Source organism: Acinetobacter sp. HZNU-JH01 (assembly GCF_037996845.1).
GTDB classification, from domain to species: domain Bacteria; phylum Pseudomonadota; class Gammaproteobacteria; order Pseudomonadales; family Moraxellaceae; genus Acinetobacter; species Acinetobacter haemolyticus.
This window is the reverse complement of the sequence record NZ_JBBMZX010000001.1, coordinates 3,126,575-3,151,165: the sequence shown is the minus strand read 5'-3', so window position 1 is coordinate 3,151,165 and position 24,591 is coordinate 3,126,575. Positions and strand designations below refer to the sequence as shown.

Sequence of the window (24,591 nt, the reverse complement as noted above, 5' to 3'; positions counted from 1 at the left end):
TGTGCTCAACAAACCACCACAAACATGATTCACAATCAAATTCCTAGCCGTCAGAAATTTAAAATATCTTCAGGTTAATCAATACATTAGATCTCTTGCGAAAGTAAAAACCACCTCAATCTAAGTTTCATGAGATATCAGAACTTAAATCGTTTTTCAGATTCTGAATTTAAACGCTTGGTTGGCGTACCTCGACCAGTTTTTACCGAAATGGTAGATGTTTTAGAAAAAGCAGAATCACTCAAAAAGAAATCAGGTCGTCCTCATACTTTAGCTATAGAGGATCAGTTGTTATTAACGCTCAATTACTTACGTAACTACAGTACTCAACTGGAATTGGCGGCACACTACCATATCGCTGAAAGTAATGTGAATCGAACCATTAAAAAGGTTGAAGATGCATTGATGAAATCAAGATGTTTTACTCTGCCAAAACGAAGCATTACCACAGCAGACGAACACTTTAACTGGGTCATTATCGATGCGACAGAATGTTCAATAGAACGCCCGAAAAAAAAATCAGAGTAAGTTCTACAGTGGTAAAAAGAAGAAACATACGCTAAAAGCACAAGTGATCTATCATCCGAAGAGCAAACAAATCATAGGGCTAGATATATCGAATGGCAGTCAGCATGACATTAAACTGGCAAGAAAAACGGTTAAGAAATTCAAACATTGTGAATATGTTATGACCGATTTAGGGTACTACGGATTAGAGCAAGATGGCTTTAAATTATTGATGCCAATAAAGAAAAAGAAGAATATACCCTTATTTGATGTTGAGAAAAAGTACAATAAAATGATTGGAAAAATACGAGTTGTGATCGAACACATCAATAGTCAATTGAAGACATTTAGAATATTAAGTGAACGCTATCGAAATAGACGGAAAAGATTCGGTTTACGCATTAACTTAATCGCTGCACTGGTAAACCGGATAAATTTTCAATAATGACTTTCGCAAGAGATCTATTATTTAATGTTAAAATATGTAAAAAGATCCAATTACATCGTTGACAGCTCAAGCGATACCCAGTTAAGCTAATTGAACACAGCAAAATCTGTGTACAGGCGTGAGAACCTGTTATATTCTACAAGCGCAAAACAATGTCGCTTATGCGGCTATTTTTTTGTCTACTGTTTAGCAGTCGTTATGGCAGCTTGACAGGGCAGCTTTATGCTGGCCGTACCTTGTAGAACGGTATTCTCACCCCTGTTTTGCTGCCACCATTACCGTGAGAAGTAATGGGGGTAAGTATTAAACTTATCTACAAGGAAACGACTATGAACGCAATTCTTCATGGTGCAAATACGTGCACATCTAAACAACAAGCCTCGCAACTGATTGTTGAACTGGGCAAATCAATTTCAAATCCTCAACGTCAAACACTTGCCAATCTTTATATTGCTGTTGACACTGCAAACTCCCTGCTCAACGAACTTGAACAAGCCCATGAAATCATTCGTCAATGCATGCATGAAATGACTGATGAGCAAATTCTTAAAGTCGCAAAGCTCAATCAAAATAACAATTTATCGTCGCTCTGGGCATTTCGTACACATCAACGTCACAAGATGATTGAACGTGCACAACGTGTGCTACGTGGGGCGAATCATGTCCAAGACCAATAAGAATAATCATCTTCTCGTATCTGGAGACTATCCTCTCATTGCTTCGCCAACGCTTGCAAAAGCGTTTGGCGTGGCTGCCGCCAATTTTTTACAGAAGTTGCATTACTTTTTAGAAAATAACGAAGGAAAAACCTTTAATGGAAAAAAATATTGGTTCCATAGTTATGAACAGTGGCAAAGCACGCTTGGCGTGTACAGCATCTCAACAATCAAACGAATTGTTGCAAAGTTAAAGCGAGCTGGGATTCTTGTGATTGAAAAGTTAGCACAAAATAAATGGCTGTGTCTTTGTACATTAATGTCTTAAACTAGCAAAGTGTAAAATCAACAACTTACATCAAATCTAATTAAATAAATCTACATTACAGTTCTAAACTCAATGAATTTTTCAGTTTAGAAAAATAGCAGTTTTTACAATATAGTTGTAAACCTAGCTTTTCCAAATTGGTAAAACTTCTTGATTAGGTGTCTTGAAAAACATACCAAAATTCCAAGTTCCTTTAATTTGTCGCCAACAACAATAAGTTAAGAAATCTTCACTACGTTGACCAATTATCCAATTACCCCAACCAACCTCTAAGACATCATCGGAGAAGCTACCAAATGCAACACCTATTGCTAAATCGCCCCAGTGTGCTAGTTCAGGGTGTGATTCACGTAGTTGAGCAATATCTTTTCTGTCTTGTTCACTCCATTCGCCATGATCTGAACCAGGGGTCGTCTCAGGAAACGGAAAATATAGCACGCTAAGGATTTTCACTCCGACTTCTTTTAACGATATCCAACACGGTATTTTTGCTTAGATTGACCAGCCGACCGACTTGTCGATAAGAGTGTCCAGCAGACACCAACTCCAACACTTTAGGTGCCAGACGATCTGACTTGGTACGTTGACCAGGACGACGACCAAACACAACGCCCCGCGCTTGTGCCGCTGCTACACCAGAGCGCACACGTTCACGTAGTAAATCTCCCTCAAACTCTGCTAATGCAGACATCACAGAAGCCATGAGCTTTCCCTGAGATGTGGAAAGGTCAAACTGCAAACCTGTTTGTGCCACCAGAGATACCCCGAAATGCCCAAGATCTTGTAATGACTGTACGAGATCCACGGTGCTTCTGCCCCAGCGTGTCAATTCCGTCACCAAGATGGCATCGATTTCACGAGATTGCGCCATGGTCATCAAGTATTTTCTTTGCAATCTCTCATCCTTACTGCCTGATGCAGTTTCTTTCCAAACACCGACAACATCGTAGCCGCAACGATTGGCGTAGGCACGTAGGTCATATTCCTGTCGTTCGCAGGACTGATCGTTCGTTGATACTCGGCAATAAATGGCCGCATTCTGTCCCAATTGAACCTCCTTGCGAAATTGCAGCGCAAAGCTAAGCGTGGCGGTACAAAATAATGTACCTTTAATAGTTTAGTTTATTTGGGACTAATGAGCCATGCCGCGCCATTCTATTTTGTCGTCCACGGAATTGGGAAGCCTGTTCGAAATTCCAGATGATAGAGCTTTTATGCTTCAGCATTACACTCTGAGTGATTCTGATAAATCCATAGTCCATCAACATCGAGGGGCATCCAACAAGCTAGGCTTTGCAATTCAACTTTGCTACATGCGTTACCCTGGAGTGATATTGGGTATTAACGACGAACCATTCAAACCCTTACTTTTCATGATGGCTGCTCAACTTAGTATATCAGTGGACTGCTGGAATGATTATGGTCAGCGCGAGCAAACAAGACGAGAACATATTGCCGAATTGAAAAAAGTTTTTGGGTTCAAACTATTCACCTTGAGTGACTATCGGCAATCGGTCAATATGATGGTGGATTTGTCCCTTCAGACAGATAAAGGTCTTATTTTAGCCACAACTCTCGTTGAAAATTTACGACAAAAATCAGTCCTTTTGCCAGCTATAAATGCAATTGATAGTATTTGCGCAGAAGCAATCACATCTGCCAACCGCATAATTTATACTGCTTTGACGAGCTCACTTTCAGAAACTCATCGTCAAAATATAGATGCTTTGCTGAACCGTAAAGAGGGCAGCAAACTGACAATATTGGGGTGGCTTAGACAGTCACCAGCTAAACCAAACTCAAAGTACATGCTTGAGCACATTGAGCGGCTGAAGTGCTTACAAGCCATCGATCTACCTGAAGACATTGGAAAACACGTTCATCAAAATCGCTTACTGAAAATTGCTCGCGAAGGTGGGCAAATGACTCCTGCTGATTTGGCCAGATTTGAATCTCAACGTCGATATGCCACTTTGGTAGCAATCGTTGTGGAGAGTATGGCCACGATCACCGACGAAATTATTGACCTGCATGATCGCATTATTGGAAAGCTATTTGCTATCGCAAAAAATAAACACCAGCAACAATTTCAATCATCAGGTAAAGCGATCAACGACAAAGTGCGTTTGTATGGGCTTATCGGGAAAGCCTTGCTAGATGCCAAGCAAAATGGCAGTGATCCGTTTGCCGCCATCGAAACTGTTATTTCATGGGATGCTTTTGCAGCAAGTATTACTGAGGCAGAAAAACTGGCGCAACCCGAAGACTTTGATTTTTTACCACGAATTGGCGAGAGCTATGCAACTTTACGCCGTTACGCGCCAGAACTTCTTGCCATACTTAAATTGCGTGCTGCCCCAGCAGCAAAAGATATGCTTGCCGCTGTAGAGTTGCTCCGCAGCATGAATGTTGATAATACACGAAAAATCCCCTCTAATGCTCCAATAGCGTTTATCAAAAAACGGTGGGCAAGACTAGTCTTTACCGATGATGGTATTGATCGCCGCTATTACGAAATATGTGTGTTATCTGAACTTAAAAACTCGCTACGGGCTGGGGATCTCTGGGTACAAGGCTCTCGCCAATTCAAAGACTTCGATGAGTATTTAGTGACTGCTGATAAATTTAATCAGCTAAAACAGTCCAATGAGTTACCTCTAACCATTACTACTGATTGTGATCTATATTTGCAAAGTCGCCTTTCACTATTGGAGCAGAAATTAGCAATCATTAATCGCATGGCAGCGACCAACGATTTGCCTGATGCGATGATCAATCAATCTGGTCTAAAAATAACACCTCTCGATGCCGTGGCTCCTGATACAGCCCAAACTTTAATTGACCAAACAGCAATGCTGTTACCACATATCAAGATCACCGAATTATTAATGGAGGTCGATGAATGGACAGGCTTTACTCGACACTTCACTCATTTGAAAACGGATGACACTGCGAAGGATAAAGCGTTATTGCTCACGACCATACTGGCTGATGCAATTAATTTAGGGCTGACGAAAATGGCCGAATCATGTCCTGGTACAACTTATGCCAAACTCTCATGGCTACAGGCTTGGCATATCCGTGATGAAACTTATTCAACGGCATTGGCCGAATTGGTGAATGCTCAATTGAAACAACCTTTCGCTGAAAACTGGGGAGATGGCACTACCTCCTCATCAGATGGCCAACGCTTCCGCGCAGGTGGCAGAGCTGAAAGTACAGGACATATCAATCCAAAATATGGCGCAGAGCCTGGAAGGTTATTTTATACACACATTTCTGATCAATACGCACCATTTAGCAGTAAGCTGATCAATGTGGGCGTTCGTGATTCAACCTATGTTCTTGATGGGCTGCTGTATCACGAGTCTGATTTACGCATCGAGGAACACTACACCGATACGGCTGGATTCACCGACCATGTTTTTGCACTCATGCACATGCTAGGGTTTCGATTTGCACCACGAATTCGTGATCTGGGCGATACGAAACTCTATATTCCAAAGTCAGACATAGACTATGCCGCACTTAAACCCATGATTGGCGGCACACTGAATATCAAACAGATTCGTACTCATTGGGACGATATTTTGCGTCTGGCCGCATCAATCAAGCAAGGGACTGTCACAGCGTCGCTAATGCTACGTAAACTCGGTAGTTATCCACGACAGAATGGTTTGGCATTGGCATTACGAGAGCTGGGGCGTATTGAGCGCACACTGTTTATCTTGGATTGGTTGCAAAGCGTAGAACTACGCCGTCGGGTTCAAGCTGGATTAAATAAAGGTGAAGCCCGTAATGCATTAGCGCGCGCCGTTTTCTTTTATCGATTGGGTGAGATTCGAGATCGAAGCTTTGAGCAACAGCGTTATCGAGCCAGTGGCTTGAATCTAGTGACCGCCGCCATTGTATTGTGGAACACGGTTTATTTAGAGAGAGCGACTAACGCCCTACGAGGGCATGGTCGCACAGTCGATGATACCTTGCTGCAATATCTGTCACCGCTGGGGTGGGAGCACATCAATTTAACTGGGGATTATCTATGGCGAAGCAAAGCCAAGATAGGTGGTGGAAAATTTAGGCCATTGCGCGCAATTGAAAAACCTTAGCGTGCTATATTTTCCGTTTCCTGAGACGACCCCTACAAGGGCCGTAAGCCGTCACTGACTCCTGAACAAGTGGCTCTGCTGCATCAACGTCTTGAATCTGGCGACTACAAAACCAAGCGAGCATTGGCGAAGGAGTTTGGGATTTCTGCGCCAACGCTGTATCGGTATCAGTAGTAGTTCCAGCTATTTGATATTATTTGTCTATCTATTGAAAATTTTTCTGAGTAAAACAGGGTCGGCATCCTGAACTGAGCTTGCTCCAATTTTATTTGCTGCTAACCGTAAACAGGAATCGACCGATACAAACCAACTTGCCATCAAGTAGTAACTGAACCGATACTGTCGTAATGCGCCGACCCGCACGAACAATACTGGGGACTGCCTGTAACGTACCTATAAATGCTGGCCGCAGGTAATCAAAGGTCATCGTGGAGCATAAGGGCAGCTCATTATCACCACGCTGACGGGCAAGATAGGCGGCGGCGGCCACTTCACCAAAACTCGCGAGAATGCCGCCATGAAACGTGCCAATCATCGGGTTGCCGATATGCGAATCACGAAAGTCCATAAAGTACTGTATTTCTCCATGTTGCATTTCCTCACGAAAACCTAGAAAATCGACAAAAGGCTCGTCACACAATTTTAGTGGGGGTGTTTCCGCGCTCATCTGATTTACTATACTCATATCACTCGCCTCGCGCTTCATTGCTGTCAAAAGAGGGTCCCATCGTGCCGATTGCGAAAGAACCAGTGACAGTAGCCAGTAGCTCACCACTGTCTTCTGCAACCGCTCGGCCCGTGATAAAGGCCACCGTATCGGTTCTACCAATGCAATCCACTATCGCCTTTAAACCTACCGCAGAGGGAATACGTCGCAAAAAATCGACACGCAAATCAATAGTGGCAATCGGCTCTAACGACCGCAATGACGAAAAAATAGATAAGCCGCAAGTCGTATCCAGCAGCGTCACCAAAGCCCCTCGATGCAGTGAGCCTTTACGGTCAGAGAGTTGCTCAGAGAAGGGCATCGTCATCTCGGCATGACCATCGCTCACTGCACCAACACTAATATTGAACATATTGAATAAAGGGTGATTAGTACCAAAAAACGCCTTAGCCATGGTCAGGTGTGCCGTGTTATTACTGTCCATTTTTGAACTCCCGCCATTGCTGGCTGATTTTATTGCGAAAAAATTAGCGGCACGTCTCAAAGTGCAAGGGCGGCATCTGTATAATTACGTTCGGCCTGCATCACCGCCACAATGGCCTCTTCAATGGCGGCATATGGAAAGTTTGTGCTTTCCGAGGCAGACTTCAAACACATGGCTAATGCCGTCCATGCTTTTTCGCAAGCCCTCATTAACAGGGGCAGTCGATATTGCTGTACACTTGCGTCATAGTGAACCGCTTCATCAAGGAATTCAGCGTACATTTTGCGGAAGCCGCCGCCACCTGTGCCACGCTTTTCAATAATTTGGTAGGCAAATCGGGTCGTCCAGTGCCAATCGCCTGTGGCTCCCCAACGACTCAGTTCGGCCAGCCATGTTTCCAGTGCCGATATGCCACTCACAGCTAATGACTTGGCGTTGTCATGGATGACACCGGTAATCATCTCGGGGGTAATTTCGCCTTGAAACGCGGTGGGCGTGAACATATTGCCATAGTGAATAAATGGGGGCTGTGTAGAAAAACGTGCGCGGGTCAGTGCCTCTCGCGTCACCGACAAAACACTCGGACGCTCGGTATCGGTGACAAATACCGCACCTGTCTCTGGATTTCTCGACCAAGCGGCTATGGCGTGACCGGGAAAGTGCGTGCTGCTGTTGAAGTAAGGTAAATAAAAAATATCCGTCAGCAACAGGGTGGGGTGACCCGCATCCAAACATTTCTCCAGCGCGGTGGCTGCCGATTCGGGTGACTCGAAGGTTTGCCACTCAAAGGGTATACCGATACTTTCAAATACGCGCGCTTCAAACCCCAAAGACCGCACATGCACTAAAAATGGCACAGGGGCGTCAGCCATTTCCAAATAGGTCACGCCAAGCCCTGAGCCTAATCCAAAGCACATGGCCTCGGAAATATTCAGCCCATTAAACTCGAGCAAATCACGAATTGCGGAGCTGCCACAATGCCTCCCGATGGCGTGCGTGATACGGGATGGAGTCTTATAGTTGGTCACAGGTTTTTTGCCTCTTCGTGAAAATCTGGATTAAGGATGCCTCTTGTCATCATCTGCCATATCGCATCCGCGATCTGTTCAAGATTGTACTTACCATTTTCTTTATACCAAGTGGCAGCCCAGTTTATTGCTCCTAGCCCAATCAGTCTTAACAGATCTGCATCCACATCGTTTCGGATACAACCATAAGACTGCAGATCATCAAGAATTGTCTGCCAATATCGCTCGTATCTGTCTCTCTCAGCAATAATCTGCTCACGTGCGACTCCATGTACCGAGCGCCACTCAAACAACAACACATAAACCATATCGTCACCCGACATAAGGATATCGACATGTGTCTGCAGTGCCGATTGCATTTTTTTGAGTGGATCTTGAATCGCGGAAGTCGCCTCAACAATCCTGTAAATAGTTCTCTCAATAGCAAGCCGCATCATATCAACCAAAATATCGTCTTTACTACGATAGCGGTAATGCAGACTGCCTGGAAGAATACCACAAGCACTGGCAATTTCTCGCACACTGGTACGCTCAAAACCCTTTTCTCGAAACAGCTTGGCAGAAGCGGCTAATACTCTCTCGCGGTCAGCAACTTCGACTCGCGTAGATTCACTACTCAACATAGTTTGACTCATAACATTATATCAATAAGACAGGTTACTCGACTTGGTCAAGTCGAGTCGAGTCTTTCACGGTCTCTCCTGATCTATACAGCTTTTGCAATGGGGACATTAAAAACAATTCGTGACGCTTCCATAGGGTCTTGATGCTTATCATATTCAGCCAGCCAAGAATTAACCTTTTCTGGGATTTCGGTGTCGCTAGGATGGAAACCTGGCTTAAACCAGTCCAGATAGCGTGGAATAAGTCTGGTAATCAGGCCACGTGGTCCATAGAGGCGATAAAATCCCTTAGCAAGCACCAATGGCTGACCTTGTAGTTTGTCAATTTTCAACATATGCCAAAGAACTGAGCCAACCACCGCATGTACCAGTAGCGTTCCGATAATCAAAGCAGATGCGCGGGTGAAATACCCCCCACCTGCCGCTGTTTCGTAAACATCAAAGGCTACTGTTTTGTGTTCGACTTCTTCTACCCCATGCCACATGAACATGGCACGCATTGCGGGATGAGCATTCTTGAACATCTCACCCTCACCCTCCATAGCACCCTCGCCTAGTACAGCAGTAATATGTTCAAAGGCAGCTGTCATGGCCAACAGATACTTGGCGGGCAGGTGTTTTTGGGAGAGCCGAATAAATAATTTGAATCTTGCGATGACCTTTTCGACATGAATGCCTTGCGACTGCATCACCGCATTATACTGGTCATGCACAATGCCATGTTGCGCTTCTTGGCGAAAAAAGTTTTTGATATCTTCTCTCAGTTTAGGATCTGTGACCAGATCCTGATAGTTACGCACCGACTGAATAAAAAAACGCTCTCCATCGGGGAAGTGAATAGAAAGTGCATCAAAGAAGCGTGTTAACACCGGGTCACCGTCGTTCCAAAAAACTGGAACATCACTTAAATCAAACCGCGGCTTACGTGGCTGGATATTGATCATATGAGTCATGGCGAGAGTTTCCTTGTAAAGGCATCGAATGTCTGTAAACCTGCTATCACATTTGACCTTGAGCAATATTTTTCACCTTGGTCAGGCACAGCAAATATCACACAAGAATTCAACGGGTATTGGTCAAATGACCAAATGCATATTTTGAAAATATATTGGTCGATTGACCAAATGTCAAGCCTGTCCTCAAAATTTGATAGAATGAGTTAACAACGCAGCAGGTGAGCCAGATCATCTTTGACATCGAATATAGCTACCAGACCTTTTGGCAGAGGTGTTTTTTTAATGTTAGTTTTTTTACATTAGAGTGTGTTGACGTTTGAAAATATTGATTGCAAATTGGAGGCAGACTCAGAGAATTAAAGCTCTCCCCATCCGAGTCCACCATGCCACGCTTTATGCTGAACGACCAACATTGAGCAAAGATTTCTCCTATGCTCAAGCAACAGGACATTGATCACAAACCAAATTTACGGCTCACCGTAGAAGCCATGCTCTACAGAATGTGGGTGAAATGTCCATGGCTAGACCTACCTCCTGACTGAGTTTGGTCAGCAGCCTAATCTCTACAAAAGATACAACGACTGGTCAGCAAAAGGTTTTTTCCAAAGCATACTCAGGGTTTTATCTACTGACTCTGATATAGAGTAGGGGTTATGGATAGCAATTACGTCAAGGCACATCAACATAATGCACGTGCTGCAACTCACGATCAGGAGGCGATTGGCTTAAGTCGAGGTAGCAAGACAAGTAAGATCCATCTTGCCGTAGATGGGTATGGATTACCCATCGTGTTTGCGATCACGGGTGGTGAATTACACAAAGCCAAAGCTGCACCTGACTTGCTCTCACAGGTATCTATCGATGCCATTCTGATTAACATCTGAATCAGCGTAATGCAAATCTAGCCTGATGTAGTTTTAAGCTACCCCATCAACGCCTGTACCGCAATCGACTCATCCGCCAACCGCAGTGGATCGACCGCCGTACCAGCCGTGATCAGCTTTTTGCTTAGCATAAACTCCTGCGGACGATTCACACAATCCGCCGCAATCAGGCGACCCGCCTGCAAATAAAACGCTGCAAAGCTACGCCTTTGCTGCACATCACCCCGAATCACGATCTGATCATACCCCTGACTGAGTCCCGCAATCTGCAACTTTAGATCATACTGATCTGACCAAAACCAAGGCAAACTCTTCGAGGTCCGCTGTAAGCCACACAAGGTCGCCGAGGCAATTTTGGCCTGTTCATTGGCGTTTGGTACCGACTCCAAGCGCATCCGCCGCTGATAAATCGGATTAAACGCATTGGCACAATCCCCGATGGCCACAATCTCTGGCGCACTGGTACGGCAATACTCATCAATCACAATACCATTGTCCACCTGCAAGCCCGCGTCCAGCGCCAACTCGATATTCGGTACAACCCCGACCCCGATGATCACCAGATCTGCATCGAACATCGAACCATCGGCACACAGCACCGCTTGCGCCCGCCCCTCACCCGTGATCGCCGTGACCGACACACCGGTATGAATCGTCACACCCTGTTCGCGATGAATCCGCGTATAAAAGTCCGACACTTCCGGTGCAGTTACCCGCTGCAAAATCCGCTCGGCGGCTTCCAAGACCACCACCTGCATGCCCTGCTCGGTCAATGCGGCGGCGGTTTCCAGACCGATATAACCACCACCAATCACCACCGCTTTGCCGTTGGTTTGTACAAATGGCTGGATGGCCTGCACATCGCTGATATTTCTGAGGTAATGCACACCAGCCAAATCAGACCCAGCCAGCGATACCGTACGGACTCGCGCACCAGTACACAGTGCCAACTGGTCATACGCAAGCGTACTGCCGTCTTGTAGCGTCACGTTGCCCGCTACCCGATCAATCGCAACCACTCGACCTTGCTGAAAGGTGATCTGATTTTTTTGATAAAACGCCGCTGGACGAATCAACAACTCATCGACCTGTTGCGCACCAGACAAAAAAGTCTTGGACAACGGTGGTCGATGATACGGCAAATACGGCTCGTCGCCGATCACCACAATCTCGCCCTGCCAACCATCTGGCCGGAGACTGGCCGCCAACTGAGCTGCGGCGTGGCTTGCGCCAATGATGATGATTGTTTGCATATAAATTCACTCAGTTCATGTTCGATGGACAGCATACATTTTTGCTGACGACAGTTGAAACTGCATCTGTCGCCGATGTCGATACCTATGCTTTGGCAGTCAGTTTGACCATCATCTTGGCATAACCACGCACAAAATTAGATTGCACAATTTCTGGCTCACCCAAAACCTCAATATTTTCAAAACGCTGAAGCAGCTCTTCCCATAAGATTCGCAACTGCATCTCGGCCAAGCGATTACCCATACAGCGATGCACACCAAAACCAAATGACAGATGATTACGCGCACCTTTACGATCAATGATCAATTCATCAGGTCGCTCAATCACTCGCTCATCGCGGTTGCCAGAAACGTACCACATCACCACCTTGTCGCCTTTTTTGATGGTCTGACCGTTAAGCTCTACATCTTGCTTGGCAATCCGACGCATATAGGCCAGCGGGGTTTGCCAGCGAATAATTTCGGATACCATGTTCGGGATCAAGCTCGGATTGTTTTTGAGTTTGACGAACTCATTTGGAAACAGGTTAAGTGCGTATACCCCACCCGTCATCGAGTTGCGTGTGGTATCGTTGCCGCCGACAATTAGCAAGACCAAATTGCCCATAAACTCCATCGGCCGATAAATCAGGTCTTTAGTCGCTTCGTTTGACTGCATCAAGCTGATCAAATCATAGCCCATTTCAGCGCCTGCAGATTTTTGTGCGGCTTTTCTATGCCATAACTCCGCAAAATGCTTTGCTGCATCGACTGCTGCATCAAAAATCTCATCCAAATTTGTCACTGTCCCACCTGTGGCCTCCGCAGTGCCAGCCATCAAGTCTGACCATTCAACCAATTTGTGCCGCTTTTCGTATGGGAAATCAAATAATGTTGCCAACATACGGGCTGTCAGCTCAATCGAAACATTCTGCACCCAATCAAACGGCTGATCCGTTGGCAACTGATCCAAAACCTCTTGCACGCGTAGCCGAATCAAACCCTCTAGCTCTTTGAGATTTTTTGGTGCGACTACATCCTGTACGGCCTGCCGCTGCACATCGTGCTTGGGTGGGTCCATTGCAATAAACATTTCAGCATCTAACCCAGGAGGGGTGTTGCCAATCGCGATCACAGGTTCAGCTGAAAAAATCTCATGATTTTTATCGACATAGACAATATCATCGTAACGCGTGACCGACCAAAATGCCCCAAACGGACTGTTGGCTTGATAATGTACCGGTGCTTCATCACGCAGCCGCTTAAAGTAAGACTGCCATTTTTTTTGCTTGTATAAAAATGGGTTGCTAACATCAATCTCAGCAAGTGCCAGTGTTGCAACTTCTGGAATCGGTTGCTCGATAAATGCAGGAAATTCTTGCACGTTAAACACACGGAATTTGGCTTTTTGCATCCACTGAATGCCGCGAACCTGCGTGTGCAATGGGACAAAACGGGTCACTTGACCATGCAAAAACTGCTTGCCCGTTTGAAACTGCTCATTAGACTTGACTTTATCCGTAACCGTGGTTGCTACGTCTGCAGCGGTGCTGGTGACAGTTTGGGTTATTTTCTCAAAAATTTCTGCGACTGAGTTCATGATGGTCTCCTGACTGAGCATCGTTGACGAGGTGTGTTTGTTAAGGCGGTTGATCCGCTGGGTTACAGCTGACGTGTTACATCTGAAACTCAGGCAGATGTACCGTCATGCCATCCATTGCATCGGTCACTTGGATACAACACGCCAAACGTGAGGTGGCAGCACGCTCTGGGGTCATTTCCAACATCTGCTGCTCATTCGCTTGTGCCGTACCCGCAACATCCGACCACTCAGCACTGACAATCACGTGGCAGGTACCACAGGCGCATTCGCCACCGCAATCCCCATCAATTCCGGCAACACCGTTTTCAACCGCCAACTGCATTAGTGACTTACCCGCTTCGATTGCAACGCTGGTTTGTGCACCATCGTGGGCAATAAATGTAATTTGGCTCATGGCTACGACTCCGATTTGGCTTAATTTCACTGTTCAAGCTCAAGATTACGCACTCTCTGCGGTTCTGTAGAGGTTATTATTTGACAAATAGAGGTCATAAAAAGACAATATTACCTCGTCAGCCAATAAAGCATATTCCATGTATCAGACTCACTCAGGCAAAGAACCCGCGATCATTCCGTGTAGCTATACCCGTTTGATCGGTCGAGAACTGGACTTACAAGCGCGCGATCTGCCGAAATTATTAAAATTCACTGCGCTGACCACTGAGCAACTGATGCGTGATGACACCATGATCACGGCCAGCCAACAAGCTCAGATCCTGCAAAACAGCATAGATCTATCAACATCTGAACAGTTCGGTTTGCGCTTGGGTCAGCGCCTAACTCCCTCAACGCATGGTGCGATGGGCTTTTTAATTAATAGTAGCCCGAACTTGCTAGCCGTGTTACATGCGTTTCAGACATTTTTGCCGACGCGTATAAGTTTGATGCGACTTGAAGCACATACCGATGCTGCGTGGACGAGCTGCATGATTTTTTTTGAGCAAACCCTGAATAGCGCAGTACATCGGCTACTGTCCGAAACCGTTGCAGTGATTTTTTCAGAATTTGCTGAGTTTATTGTTGGAAGACCATTGACCGAGGCAGTGATACAGTTTAGCCATGCTGCACCCGATCATCATGCCTGTTATGCGGATTATTTGACTGGTGAGTATCAGTTCGATCAGGCACAATTTTCGATCCAAGTGCCGACCGAACTGTGCTTGATTGCCAATGCCTCTGCGCAGCACGACAGCTATCTACTGGCGATGCAACAATGCGAAATGATTCTGAATCGGCTCAAGACCCAGCAACACAGCACCACTTACCAAGTGCAAAAAGCCATGCTGTCCTATCCGCTCGGGCAACTGAGTGAAGAGGATCTGGCTGCAGCCTTGTTTATGAATAAGCGTACGCTGGCCAGACGTCTGGTCAAAGAGAACACGAGTTACCGGCTGATTCGAGATCGGATTTTATCTGAGAAAGCCAGTAGTTATTTACATGACCCTCAAATATCGGTCGAGGCAATTGCCAGCTTACTGAATTACCACGACTCTGCTAATTTTCGGCGCGCGTTTAAACGCTGGTTTGGTGTATCACCAAGTGCTTATCGGCGAAAAATCACCCATCGGCAAGAAGAAAATGACCTGAGAGAATGAGGTTGTTCGTATGATTGTTAATACGTTGAAACATCAATACGCCCTAGAAAAATACCTTAAAACGCTATGTCAGAGATGGCAATCATATGGCAGCCCTCCACTTCCAATCCGATAACCTCAACTCAACCCAACGCTTGCAACCCGCTGTGAACTCTGTAGAGGTTTTAATTCCCATTGCAGCCCATCCACCGTCAATGTCTTCAGTTAGGGGTCGTCTCAGGAAACGGAAAATATAGCACGCTAAGGATTTTCACTCCGACTTCTTTTAACGATATCCAACACGGTATTTTTGCTTAGATTGACCAGCCGACCGACTTGTCGATAAGAGTGTCCAGCAGACACCAACTCCAACACTTTAGGTGCCAGACGATCTGACTTGGTACGTTGACCAGGACGACGACCAAACACAACGCCACGCGCTTGTGCCGCTGCTACACCAGAGCGCACACGTTCACGTAGTAAATCTCCCTCAAACTCTGCTAATGCAGACATCACAGAAGCCATGAGCTTTCCCTGAGATGTGGAAAGGTCAAACTGCAAACCTGTTTGTGCCACCAGAGATACCCCGAAATGCCCAAGATTGTTGACGCTCACTTAATATTGACCAGCGATGCTCGTTGAATATTGACCAGGCATTTAAGCAATGTAGCGTACTACACTGCTGTGGATAAATCGATCAATTGCTGTTGCTTTTTCTTCACTGATCGACGGTTAAAATAACTCTCCTTTCTCTGCTTCTCGTTTCTTTATACGCTGCTTGGCTTCCTCCGTGCTTTGCTTAAAACGATAGGATTCATTACCCGTTTCGATGATATGGCAATGATGAGTCAGTCGATCCAGCAGTGCAGTCGTCAACTTAGCATCACCAAATACATTGCTCCATTCCGAGAAGCTCAAGTTCGTCGTAATGATAGGGGTCGTCTCAGGAAACGGAAAATATAGCACGCTAAGGTTTTTCAATTGCGCGCAATGGCCTAAATTTTCCACCACCTATCTTGGCTTTGCTTCGCCATAGATAATCCCCAGTTAAATTGATGTGCTCCCACCCCAGCGGTGACAGATATTGCAGCAAGGTATCATCGACTGTGCGACCATGCCCTCGTAGGGCGTTAGTCGCTCTCTCTAAATAAACCGTGTTCCACAATACAATGGCGGCGGTCACTAGATTCAAGCCACTGGCTCGATAACGCTGTTGCTCAAAGCTTCGATCTCGAATCTCACCCAATCGATAAAAGAAAACGGCGCGCGCTAATGCATTACGGGCTTCACCTTTATTTAATCCAGCTTGAACCCGACGGCGTAGTTCTACGCTTTGCAACCAATCCAAGATAAACAGTGTGCGCTCAATACGCCCCAGCTCTCGTAATGCCAATGCCAAACCATTCTGTCGTGGATAACTACCGAGTTTACGTAGCATTAGCGACGCTGTGACAGTCCCTTGCTTGATTGATGCGGCCAGACGCAAAATATCGTCCCAATGAGTACGAATCTGTTTGATATTCAGTGTGCCGCCAATCATGGGTTTAAGTGCGGCATAGTCTATGTCTGACTTTGGAATATAGAGTTTCGTATCGCCCAGATCACGAATTCGTGGTGCAAATCGAAACCCTAGCATGTGCATGAGTGCAAAAACATGGTCGGTGAATCCAGCCGTATCGGTGTAGTGTTCCTCGATGCGTAAATCAGACTCGTGATACAGCAGCCCATCAAGAACATAGGTTGAATCACGAACGCCCACATTGATCAGCTTACTGCTAAATGGTGCGTATTGATCAGAAATGTGTGTATAAAATAACCTTCCAGGCTCTGCGCCATATTTTGGATTGATATGTCCTGTACTTTCAGCTCTGCCACCTGCGCGGAAGCGTTGGCCATCTGATGAGGAGGTAGTGCCATCTCCCCAGTTTTCAGCGAAAGGTTGTTTCAATTGAGCATTCACCAATTCGGCCAATGCCGTTGAATAAGTTTCATCACGGATATGCCAAGCCTGTAGCCATGAGAGTTTGGCATAAGTTGTACCAGGACATGATTCGGCCATTTTCGTCAGCCCTAAATTAATTGCATCAGCCAGTATGGTCGTGAGCAATAACGCTTTATCCTTCGCAGTGTCATCCGTTTTCAAATGAGTGAAGTGTCGAGTAAAGCCTGTCCATTCATCGACCTCCATTAATAATTCGGTGATCTTGATATGTGGTAACAGCATTGCTGTTTGGTCAATTAAAGTTTGGGCTGTATCAGGAGCCACGGCATCGAGAGGTGTTATTTTTAGACCAGATTGATTGATCATCGCATCAGGCAAATCGTTGGTCGCTGCCATGCGATTAATGATTGCTAATTTCTGCTCCAATAGTGAAAGGCGACTTTGCAAATATAGATCACAATCAGTAGTAATGGTTAGAGGTAACTCATTGGACTGTTTTAGCTGATTAAATTTATCAGCAGTCACTAAATACTCATCGAAGTCTTTGAATTGGCGAGAGCCTTGTACCCAGAGATCCCCAGCCCGTAGCGAGTTTTTAAGTTCAGATAACACACATATTTCGTAATAGCGGCGATCAATACCATCATCGGTAAAGACTAGTCTTGCCCACCGTTTTTTGATAAACGCTATTGGAGCATTAGAGGGGATTTTTCGTGTATTATCAACATTCATGCTGCGGAGCAACTCTACAGCGGCAAGCATATCTTTTGCTGCTGGGGCAGCACGCAATTTAAGTATGGCAAGAAGTTCTGGCGCGTAACGGCGTAAAGTTGCATAGCTCTCGCCAATTCGTGGTAAAAAATCAAAGTCTTCGGGTTGCGCCAGTTTTTCTGCCTCAGTAATACTTGCTGCAAAAGCATCCCATGAAATAACAGTTTCGATGGCGGCAAACGGATCACTGCCATTTTGCTTGGCATCTAGCAAGGCTTTCCCGATAAGCCCATACAAACGCACTTTGTCGTTGATCGCTTTACCTGATGATTGAAATTGTTGCTGGTGTTTATTTTTTGCGATAGCAAATAGCTTTCCAATAATGCGATCATGCAGGTCAATAATTTCGTCGGTGATCGTGGCCATACTCTCCACAACGATTGCTACCAAAGTGGCATATCGACGTTGAGATTCAAATCTGGCCAAATCAGCAGGAGTCATTTGCCCACCTTCGCGAGCAATTTTCAGTAAGCGATTTTGATGAACGTGTTTTCCAATGTCTTCAGGTAGATCGATGGCTTGTAAGCACTTCAGCCGCTCAATGTGCTCAAGCATGTACTTTGAGTTTGGTTTAGCTGGTGACTGTCTAAGCCACCCCAATATTGTCAGTTTGCTGCCCTCTTTACGGTTCAGCAAAGCATCTATATTTTGACGATGAGTTTCTGAAAGTGAGCTCGTCAAAGCAGTATAAATTATGCGGTTGGCAGATGTGATTGCTTCTGCGCAAATACTATCAATTGCATTTATAGCTGGCAAAAGGACTGATTTTTGTCGTAAATTTTCAACGAGAGTTGTGGCTAAAATAAGACCTTTATCTGTCTGAAGGGACAAATCCACCATCATATTGACCGATTGCCGATAGTCACTCAAGGTGAATAGTTTGAACCCAAAAACTTTTTTCAATTCGGCAATATGTTCTCGTCTTGTTTGCTCGCGCTGACCATAATCATTCCAGCAGTCCACTGATATACTAAGTTGAGCAGCCATCATGAAAAGTAAGGGTTTGAATGGTTCGTCGTTAATACCCAATATCACTCCAGGGTAACGCATGTAGCAAAGTTGAATTGCAAAGCCTAGCTTGTTGGATGCCCCTCGATGTTGATGGACTATGGATTTATCAGAATCACTCAGAGTGTAATGCTGAAGCATAAAAGCTCTATCATCTGGAATTTCGAACAGGCTTCCCAATTCCGTGGACGACAAAATAGAATGGCGCGGCATGGCTCATTAGTCCCAAATAAACTAAACTATTAAAGGTACATTATTTTGTACCGCCACGCTTAGCTTTGCGCTGCAATTTCGCAAGGAGGTTCAATTGGGACAGAATGCGGCCATTTATTGCCGAGTATCAACGAACGATCAGTCCTGCGAACGACAGGAATATGACCTACGTGCCTACGCCAATCGTTGCGGCTACGATGTTGTCGGTGTTTGGAAAGAAACTGCATCAGGCAGTAAGGATGAGAGATTGCAAAGAAAATACTTGATGACCATGGCGCAATCTCGTGAAATCGATGCCATCTTGGTGACGGAATTGACACGCTGGGGCAGAAGCACCGTGGATCTCGTACAGTCATTACAAGATCTTGGGCATTTCGGGGTATCTCTGGTGGCACAAACAGGTTTGCAGTTTGACCTTTCCACATCTCAGGGAAAGCTCATGGCTTCTGTGATGTCTGCATTAGCAGAGTTTGAGGGAGATTTACTACGTGAACGTGTGCGCTCTGGTGTAGCAGCGGCACAAGCGCGGGGCGTTGTGTTTGGTCGTCGTCCTGGTCAACGTACCAAGTCAGATCGTCTGGCACCTAAAGTGTTGGAGTTGGTGTCTGCTGGACACTCTTATCGACAAGTCGGTCGGCTGGTCAATCTAAGCAAAAATACCGTGTTGGATATCGTTAAAAGAAGTCGGAGTGAAAATCCTTAGCGTGCTATATTTTCCGTTTCCTGAGACGACCCCAACCATGTCCTTTGACCACAAAAATTTCAGGTTCAAATGTAAAATTTGACATTTTTAAAACTCTCCTAGTTTACAACTATATTGTTAAAGTTTAGGACTTTAATGTCCAGTTTAAGTTTTTATTGTCCAATCACAGGCTGCAAACCAATTTCTATACGATTAACTATAAGAAACTCAAACAATTCATCAAAGTCGACAGTCAACAAGATCATCAGGCTAAAGTGAAATCACCCATTTTTGCTCCAGTCGCTGCACCCAGCTTGCAGAAGCCAGCACCAGCACATACTATTCAACCGAGTGCACTAATTAATTCGATTCAACAGGCATTTCAAAATATCAAGGTTAGATCAAATAGATTTGAACCAACATTAAAAGTGGCAAAGGAATCCCTTATAAGCCCCGACTTTGTCACGCGTGAATCTTATTCAATAGTTGGATTAAGCCAACCACTCCACCCTGCGGCATCCAAGGAAATATTAAAAAATATGGATATGGACTACCGCTGCTTTTATCAAGCACTGCGGCAACAACGGGTAGATATTGATTATGATGATCAGCGTATTCAACAACTGTTAAAGTATCAGAAGCGAATTCTTCAACATATTGTATATATCAAACAAAATTTTGCAGGACATGAGCGTTATCAATGGCATACGCTTGAACAATTACAGATGGAAAACTATTTTAAGAAATAGGTCAAATTGCACTAAGACCAATTCAGTTGATCCGTCCATAGAAAGTATATAGACAGATCAACTGATTTAATTAAAGGCTGAACTAATACATATTAGAAGTCAAAATCAAATTTTTTAGATTGAACAAGTTGTGGTCTATTCTGGTTTTCCTGTTCACGTTTTCTAACTAAGGCTAATTCATACTCATTTTTATAGCGTTCGCATAAGTTGTTTTGACGTATTTGCCAAATGTTCTTTCTATATTCTGCTACCTTATCTTGATCTTCAGGATCAGTGCTATAGAGTAACGACCTCGGAATTTGTGGGACATCTTTTAAATTGGTTCCATGTTTTTTATTATAATCTTCATTAGATAAGCACGATACTGCACTGCTCACTTCGATTTCCATACCATGAATTTCTATAATTTTTGTGGGCGCATATTTTTCTAAAAATTCATTTATTATTTTTTCAGTTTGTGTTCGGTAATGAAATAATATATTACGACCGAATCCAAGCACATCAGCCGTGATTTTTAATGCACCTCCTTTTTCAGGATTTTTTTGACGATATTGCTTAAAGAACTGCTCGGGGGAACGTTGAATATTATCCAACATACTTTTTTCTGAAAATAATAAATGTAAATGTGGCTGTTCTGACTGCCCATCGAGCGCAGCCACATGATTATGAATTGCGATTGTTGATGGCATTTTATATTGACCACAAAATTCATACATTAATCTTTCAGACAACTCTATACGGCGATTTTTATCCAGTTCTTTTGGCAAAGCGATTGTAATATGTGATGAGGTTCGTCTAGTCTCACTTGTATATTGATCAGCTGCATACCAAAACTTTTCAGGATTATTTTCAGACCAAATCGGCATATTATAGGATGCACAATATTCAAGCTCTTCAATGTCACTTTTATGCTTTGAAAAATATAAAGTACGCGTAATATAGTGATATGCACTTTTTGAGAGTCGACACTTTGAATCACCATCACTCAATTTTATTTGACTATCACCTTTAACGTTGTGACTTAAATGAAAATAATACATTTTTACTTCCGATATTAATTTAACTGGGATATCGGATCCTACAAAATTTTAAAAATTCATGATTCGTTTCGTGAAGAAAAATGAAAAAAAATATTTTTCAATTAAAACGCATGAGCAATACCACTCCCATAATTTCAATTTGTATAATAAAAACAATAACTTAGTTGTGTGTTTTGTTTGTATGTAGAAACAGTAAATCTAAAACATGAGTAACGCATAAATTATATAATAATCAATTGCTTAAAACTAAAAGTGCTGCGCAGCACGAGGAGAAGTGTCTTTTAAAGCGAGCGAAGCGAAATTTAAAAGACACGGAAACGAGATATAAAAAATCTTTTTTGCATTCGCAAAAAAGATTTTTTATCTGCCCCACCATTAACAGCCATAAATTAACAGTTAAAACTAACAGAAGAGTAGTTTTTTTTGAAAACCTCAACTTATGACGATTTTTTTTTAGACTCTGTGATATACCAACATTTTCTTAAATGCAGATGGTTTAAAAATGGCTAGAACTAGATTAACAGTAGATGAAATGATTTTAAGTGTTGAAAAGCACTTAAAACAGATAGCAAGACGCACTCATTCAGATGAGTTAATACTACAATTGATTCGATCAAAAACTGCAAATCAATTTACAGAAGAAGACATTAAAAATTTGAGGAATAAATATCATAAAGTTTTAGAATTAAATAGATTAGAAGAAGTAATGGACACTATCTGCTCAATCAAAAAAAGTGATCGCTCTGATATTGAAAAAGACATTGTTGATTTTAGTGGATATGAAGACCCTTTCTCTCAGACTGATGAAAGATTAAAAATAGCCTTAAGGATGCTAAAAAACTACAATCGAAGAGTTCCTGATTTAATAAAACAAAAAGCACATGATGAAATCAAAAATTCATTTCATAGTTCTTATAGACAAGTAAAACAAAAGATAAAAGATCGAAAGCAAGAGAATCATGAGAAATTTTTTCTTGGAAGTGTGCTTATATCATTTTTTAAATCACAAAATATTGAAATGAATTATCTTGAGAATACACTTAAAATGATAGAGCTTTATCAAATAAAAAATTATTTTAGAAAAGAGCTGTTTTTAGAATCAGAAATCAAAGAATTTAAATTTTCAGAGCAAGGTAGAAGCTTTAACGACAAGAAAAACGCGATTTTATCTGATCCTAAAAATCCTTTTAAAAAATAAACAATAAAATTAAAAGATAAAGCAGTATACGTTAACTCATTTATTTTAGATGAGCTAAGCAGTCGACGTTGTTATTACCAACAACGAACAAAAGATTATTTACTGATATAATAAAAAAAATAAGTCTTTTTTTTGATTTTTTAAACATATCTCATCTTTTTTTTAATTAATTTGTTAAATTATATTTTATAAGTAATTGTATTGCTGACCCTCTGCAATTATTTTTAAATCTATTTTTTTAATTGGAAATAATATGGGAATTATAAACAAATATGTCATGGTGATTGAATCTGATGAACCTCCACAAGTTTTCCTAAATGATACTATTCCAAAAGTCGGGAAAGTCATTGAACTTAAAACAGAGCAACTACCCAACCGTGTAGATGCAGCGTGGTTACAAGAAAGATTTAGTATCTCGCGCAAAGCACTTATTGAAAAATTGAGAATTTTTAACAGAGGTACTGATACTAAACATCTTTACGATCCGAAAGAAGTCATACCAATTTTAGAGAATTTTAATGTCACCAGTAGACGTGGCGCACATCGAAAGAAATAAGGGAGCAATTGCTCCCTATTTTATTTAAGATGCGTTCATCATTTTAGCAATGTCTGAAGCGGTCGGATTATAATATGTATTAATCAGAGTTTTAATATCCCTATGTCCTGTAACTTTAGCCAAGATTTCCACAGGTAATTTGCGTTTATTCACAAATCGAGTAATAGCTTCATGCCGTGTATCATGAAAATGAACTACATTATGCAATTCTGTTTTCCCAATTGCTCTTTGCCAAATTAATCTAAATGAATTTGAATTATGTGGAATTAATTTTACTCTATCCATGTAAGGGATAAGGTTTAGAAGATCACGGGCTTCTTTAGATAAGGGAACATCACGAGCATCACCATTTTTTGTGATTGGCAAATGTATGTAGTCAGGATAGATATTGTTACACGTAATCCCTAGAATCTCCCCTTTTCTCATAGCAGTTTCAATCGCAAAAAGAAAAGTCCATGCAACATACTGTCTTGGTGTTTGTGGCCTTGTTCCAATTTTATAATTAAGCGCCTTAAGTATGATTTCAATTTCACTATGACTTATTAGTCGATTACGGGCGGGAGGCTTAGTTGGCTTAGTGACCTGTGCGAATGGATTGTCTTCAATCAAGAAAAGTTCATTTTTGGCGTAATTAAAAACTGATGTGTATAAACACATTTGTCGATGTACTGTCCCAGGTGCGACTTTCTCTAAACGTTTATCTCGCCATTTTTTTACGTCAATAGGTTTAATTTCATAAATTGACTTTTCAGCAAGTTCACCAAAATAATTTTTAAATGTTTCTCTTTTTATTTGTTGCTTTATAAAGGATTTACCTCTTTTCTTATATCCAACTTCATCATAATATTTCTGACAAAGGACAAAGAATGAAAAATATGGTTTTTGCATCTGAGTTTTTTTAGGATCATACTCAGCTTTCATTTCAAGTAAACGAATAGCAGCCCATTGTTCACACTCTCGTGCAGTATCACGTGTGACACTGTCTCTAAGATTTTTATAGCGTACTTGAATACGCCAAGCATTGCCGCGCTTCACTGGTTTTTGCATAAATCCACCTTGGTGTCGTAGCAGCACCAAACACAAAACCCAAGTGTAAACTTGGGGGCGTTTTGGTGCTAAAACGGAAATAATAAGGTGTTTTTGACGCAGATTTTGACGATTTTAAACCATCAAGCTGACCAATTTAGCATTAAAAACTCTTAAATTACCTTAATTTTAGCGACTTAACTACTTGATAATTAAGTATAAAATTTTGGTAGGTATAAGCAGACTCGAACTGCTGACCTCTACGATGTCAACGTAGCGCTCTAACCAACTGAGCTATACACCTAGA

22 protein-coding genes, 1 tRNA gene and 4 pseudogenes are annotated in these 24,591 nt (G+C 43.0%); 11 read left to right on the top strand and 16 right to left on the bottom strand.

All coding sequences use genetic code 11. From position 1 onward, the window contains the following. The first annotated feature begins 129 nt into the window (after positions 1-129). The 3 genes and pseudogenes from AAC851_RS14925 to AAC851_RS14915 all read left to right on the top strand — a co-directional run. Positions 130-952, top strand: a protein-coding gene (locus AAC851_RS14925) for an IS5 family transposase (RefSeq protein ID WP_109439987.1) whose coding sequence is annotated in 2 segments (ribosomal slippage) — positions 130-510 and positions 512-952 — 822 coding nt in all. Because the reading frame shifts where the segments join, the coding sequence is not laid out codon by codon here. Between the two features lie 332 nt (positions 953-1,284). Continuing rightward, positions 1,285-1,632, top strand: a complete 348-nt coding sequence (locus tag AAC851_RS14920) for a hypothetical protein (protein WP_016541972.1) — start codon at positions 1,285-1,287, stop codon at positions 1,630-1,632. Further along, positions 1,616-1,915: pseudogene (locus tag AAC851_RS14915) on the top strand (replication protein); the annotation flags it as partial. The gene AAC851_RS14920 and the pseudogene AAC851_RS14915, both read left to right, overlap by 17 nt. 147 nt (positions 1,916-2,062) lie before the next feature. Here AAC851_RS14915 and AAC851_RS14910 read toward each other — a convergent pair. Both AAC851_RS14910 and AAC851_RS14905 read right to left on the bottom strand, forming a co-directional pair. Next, positions 2,063-2,392, bottom strand: a complete 330-nt coding sequence (locus AAC851_RS14910; RefSeq protein ID WP_016660660.1) for a hypothetical protein — start codon at positions 2,390-2,392, stop codon at positions 2,063-2,065. After that, positions 2,379-2,987 carry a recombinase family protein gene (locus AAC851_RS14905; protein ID WP_004726718.1) on the bottom strand — a complete coding sequence of 203 codons (609 nt, stop codon included), beginning with the start codon at positions 2,985-2,987 and terminating at the stop codon, positions 2,379-2,381. The genes AAC851_RS14910 and AAC851_RS14905 overlap by 14 nt, the downstream gene beginning before the upstream one ends. Before the next feature lie 94 nt (positions 2,988-3,081). On the opposite strand from AAC851_RS14905, the gene AAC851_RS14900 reads away from it, so the two are divergent. Then, positions 3,082-6,048 carry a Tn3-like element ISAcsp1 family transposase gene (locus AAC851_RS14900; RefSeq protein WP_004726714.1) on the top strand — a complete coding sequence of 989 codons (2,967 nt, stop codon included), beginning with the start codon at positions 3,082-3,084 and terminating at the stop codon, positions 6,046-6,048. A gap of 51 nt (positions 6,049-6,099) precedes the next feature. After that, positions 6,100-6,222: pseudogene (locus AAC851_RS14895) on the top strand (helix-turn-helix domain-containing protein); the annotation flags it as partial. Positions 6,223-6,313: 91 nt separating this feature from the next. Here AAC851_RS14895 and AAC851_RS14890 read toward each other — a convergent pair. The 5 genes from AAC851_RS14890 to AAC851_RS14870 form a co-directional block, all read right to left on the bottom strand. Beyond that, on the bottom strand, positions 6,314-6,733 hold the full coding sequence (locus tag AAC851_RS14890) for a PaaI family thioesterase (protein ID WP_000029507.1): 420 nt from the start codon (positions 6,731-6,733) through the stop codon (positions 6,314-6,316). A gap of 1 nt (position 6,734) precedes the next feature. Next, on the bottom strand, positions 6,735-7,199 hold the full coding sequence (locus tag AAC851_RS14885) for a PaaI family thioesterase (protein WP_000378064.1): 465 nt from the start codon (positions 7,197-7,199) through the stop codon (positions 6,735-6,737). A gap of 56 nt (positions 7,200-7,255) precedes the next feature. Next, complete coding sequence (locus AAC851_RS14880; RefSeq protein ID WP_000186299.1) at positions 7,256-8,227, bottom strand: BtrH N-terminal domain-containing protein; 972 nt, start codon at positions 8,225-8,227, stop codon at positions 7,256-7,258. After that, on the bottom strand, positions 8,224-8,850 hold the full coding sequence (locus AAC851_RS14875) for a TetR/AcrR family transcriptional regulator (protein WP_000952904.1): 627 nt from the start codon (positions 8,848-8,850) through the stop codon (positions 8,224-8,226). Before AAC851_RS14875 ends, AAC851_RS14880 begins: the two co-directional genes overlap by 4 nt. Before the next feature lie 83 nt (positions 8,851-8,933). Continuing rightward, a complete protein-coding gene (locus tag AAC851_RS14870; protein WP_000149466.1) occupies positions 8,934-9,803 on the bottom strand; it encodes a metal-dependent hydrolase in 870 nt (289 codons plus the stop codon). Between the two features lie 656 nt (positions 9,804-10,459). Between AAC851_RS14870 and AAC851_RS14865 the strand changes: the two genes are divergently transcribed. Next, positions 10,460-10,690, top strand: a complete 231-nt coding sequence (locus AAC851_RS14865) for an IS5 family transposase (protein WP_004656998.1) — start codon at positions 10,460-10,462, stop codon at positions 10,688-10,690. A gap of 38 nt (positions 10,691-10,728) precedes the next feature. On the opposite strand, the gene AAC851_RS14860 is transcribed toward AAC851_RS14865, so the two are convergent. The 3 genes from AAC851_RS14860 to AAC851_RS14850 form a co-directional block, all read right to left on the bottom strand. Beyond that, on the bottom strand, positions 10,729-11,943 hold the full coding sequence (locus AAC851_RS14860) for an NAD(P)/FAD-dependent oxidoreductase (protein WP_340601004.1): 1,215 nt from the start codon (positions 11,941-11,943) through the stop codon (positions 10,729-10,731). 85 nt (positions 11,944-12,028) lie between these two features. Further along, positions 12,029-13,522, bottom strand: a complete 1,494-nt coding sequence (locus AAC851_RS14855) for a cytochrome P450 (protein WP_001089493.1) — start codon at positions 13,520-13,522, stop codon at positions 12,029-12,031. Between the two features lie 76 nt (positions 13,523-13,598). Beyond that, the gene (locus AAC851_RS14850; RefSeq protein WP_000078398.1) at positions 13,599-13,919 is read right to left on the bottom strand and encodes a 2Fe-2S iron-sulfur cluster-binding protein; all 321 of its coding nucleotides are present in this window, start codon (positions 13,917-13,919) and stop codon (positions 13,599-13,601) included. 139 nt (positions 13,920-14,058) lie between these two features. Here AAC851_RS14850 and AAC851_RS14845 point away from each other — a divergent pair, with 139 nt between their 5' ends. Further along, positions 14,059-15,120: an AraC family transcriptional regulator gene (locus AAC851_RS14845; RefSeq protein ID WP_004760125.1), complete on the top strand. Its 1,062-nt coding sequence runs from the start codon at positions 14,059-14,061 to the stop codon at positions 15,118-15,120. Positions 15,121-15,360: 240 nt separating this feature from the next. Here the strand turns inward: AAC851_RS14845 and AAC851_RS14840 are convergent, their stop codons facing one another. The 3 genes and pseudogenes from AAC851_RS14840 to AAC851_RS14830 form a co-directional block, all read right to left on the bottom strand. Next, a complete protein-coding gene (locus tag AAC851_RS14840) occupies positions 15,361-15,714 on the bottom strand; it encodes a recombinase family protein (protein ID WP_009516421.1) in 354 nt (117 codons plus the stop codon). A gap of 117 nt (positions 15,715-15,831) precedes the next feature. Next, positions 15,832-16,050, bottom strand: a pseudogene (locus tag AAC851_RS14835) (ATP-binding protein); the annotation flags it as partial. Positions 16,051-16,066: 16 nt separating this feature from the next. Further along, entirely contained in the window at positions 16,067-19,033 is a 2,967-nt protein-coding gene (locus AAC851_RS14830; RefSeq protein ID WP_004726714.1) for a Tn3-like element ISAcsp1 family transposase, read from the bottom strand. Between the two features lie 94 nt (positions 19,034-19,127). Here AAC851_RS14830 and AAC851_RS14825 point away from each other — a divergent pair, with 94 nt between their 5' ends. Together AAC851_RS14825 and AAC851_RS14820 are read left to right on the top strand one after the other, a co-directional pair. Further along, complete coding sequence (locus AAC851_RS14825; RefSeq protein ID WP_004726718.1) at positions 19,128-19,736, top strand: recombinase family protein; 609 nt, start codon at positions 19,128-19,130, stop codon at positions 19,734-19,736. Positions 19,737-19,888: 152 nt separating this feature from the next. Next, a pseudogene (locus AAC851_RS14820) lies at positions 19,889-20,464 on the top strand (hypothetical protein); the annotation flags it as partial. Positions 20,465-20,556: 92 nt separating this feature from the next. On the opposite strand, the gene AAC851_RS14815 reads toward AAC851_RS14820, so the two are convergent. Then, positions 20,557-21,504, bottom strand: coding sequence for a MobA/MobL family protein (locus tag AAC851_RS14815; RefSeq protein WP_016543152.1), 948 nt, complete (start codon positions 21,502-21,504; stop codon positions 20,557-20,559). A 502-nt stretch (positions 21,505-22,006) separates the two neighbouring features. On the opposite strand from AAC851_RS14815, the gene AAC851_RS14810 reads away from it, so the two are divergent. Together AAC851_RS14810 and AAC851_RS14805 are read left to right on the top strand one after the other, a co-directional pair. Next, a complete protein-coding gene (locus AAC851_RS14810; protein ID WP_016543151.1) occupies positions 22,007-22,702 on the top strand; it encodes a hypothetical protein in 696 nt (231 codons plus the stop codon). A gap of 253 nt (positions 22,703-22,955) precedes the next feature. After that, the gene (locus AAC851_RS14805; RefSeq protein ID WP_008941996.1) at positions 22,956-23,258 is read left to right on the top strand and encodes a hypothetical protein; all 303 of its coding nucleotides are present in this window, start codon (positions 22,956-22,958) and stop codon (positions 23,256-23,258) included. 24 nt (positions 23,259-23,282) lie between these two features. Here AAC851_RS14805 and AAC851_RS14800 read toward each other — a convergent pair whose 3' ends face one another. Further along, complete coding sequence (locus AAC851_RS14800; RefSeq protein WP_016543150.1) at positions 23,283-24,305, bottom strand: tyrosine-type recombinase/integrase; 1,023 nt, start codon at positions 24,303-24,305, stop codon at positions 23,283-23,285. Between the two features lie 206 nt (positions 24,306-24,511). After that, a tRNA-Val gene (locus tag AAC851_RS14795) sits at positions 24,512-24,588 on the bottom strand. Positions 24,589-24,591 lie beyond the last annotated feature (3 nt).

What these genes read in the sequence shown, in the direction of transcription:
- AAC851_RS14920 (WP_016541972.1), top strand. Translation starts at nt 1,285, where the DNA reads ATGAACGCAATTCTTCATGGTGCAAATACGTGCACATCTAAACAACAA.
- AAC851_RS14900 (WP_004726714.1), top strand. Translation starts at nt 3,082, where the DNA reads ATGCCGCGCCATTCTATTTTGTCGTCCACGGAATTGGGAAGCCTGTTC.
- AAC851_RS14890 (WP_000029507.1), bottom strand. Translation starts at nt 6,733, where the DNA reads ATGAGTATAGTAAATCAGATGAGCGCGGAAACACCCCCACTAAAATTG.
- AAC851_RS14885 (WP_000378064.1), bottom strand. Translation starts at nt 7,199, where the DNA reads ATGGACAGTAATAACACGGCACACCTGACCATGGCTAAGGCGTTTTTT.
- AAC851_RS14875 (WP_000952904.1), bottom strand. Translation starts at nt 8,850, where the DNA reads ATGTTGAGTAGTGAATCTACGCGAGTCGAAGTTGCTGACCGCGAGAGA.
- AAC851_RS14870 (WP_000149466.1), bottom strand. Translation starts at nt 9,803, where the DNA reads ATGACTCATATGATCAATATCCAGCCACGTAAGCCGCGGTTTGATTTA.
- AAC851_RS14865 (WP_004656998.1), top strand. Translation starts at nt 10,460, where the DNA reads ATGGATAGCAATTACGTCAAGGCACATCAACATAATGCACGTGCTGCA.
- AAC851_RS14860 (WP_340601004.1), bottom strand. Translation starts at nt 11,943, where the DNA reads ATGCAAACAATCATCATCATTGGCGCAAGCCACGCCGCAGCTCAGTTG.
- AAC851_RS14855 (WP_001089493.1), bottom strand. Translation starts at nt 13,522, where the DNA reads ATGAACTCAGTCGCAGAAATTTTTGAGAAAATAACCCAAACTGTCACC.
- AAC851_RS14850 (WP_000078398.1), bottom strand. Translation starts at nt 13,919, where the DNA reads ATGAGCCAAATTACATTTATTGCCCACGATGGTGCACAAACCAGCGTT.
- AAC851_RS14845 (WP_004760125.1), top strand. Translation starts at nt 14,059, where the DNA reads ATGTATCAGACTCACTCAGGCAAAGAACCCGCGATCATTCCGTGTAGC.
- AAC851_RS14830 (WP_004726714.1), bottom strand. Translation starts at nt 19,033, where the DNA reads ATGCCGCGCCATTCTATTTTGTCGTCCACGGAATTGGGAAGCCTGTTC.
- AAC851_RS14815 (WP_016543152.1), bottom strand. Translation starts at nt 21,504, where the DNA reads ATGTATTATTTTCATTTAAGTCACAACGTTAAAGGTGATAGTCAAATA.
- AAC851_RS14810 (WP_016543151.1), top strand. Translation starts at nt 22,007, where the DNA reads ATGGCTAGAACTAGATTAACAGTAGATGAAATGATTTTAAGTGTTGAA.
- AAC851_RS14805 (WP_008941996.1), top strand. Translation starts at nt 22,956, where the DNA reads ATGGGAATTATAAACAAATATGTCATGGTGATTGAATCTGATGAACCT.
- AAC851_RS14800 (WP_016543150.1), bottom strand. Translation starts at nt 24,305, where the DNA reads ATGCAAAAACCAGTGAAGCGCGGCAATGCTTGGCGTATTCAAGTACGC.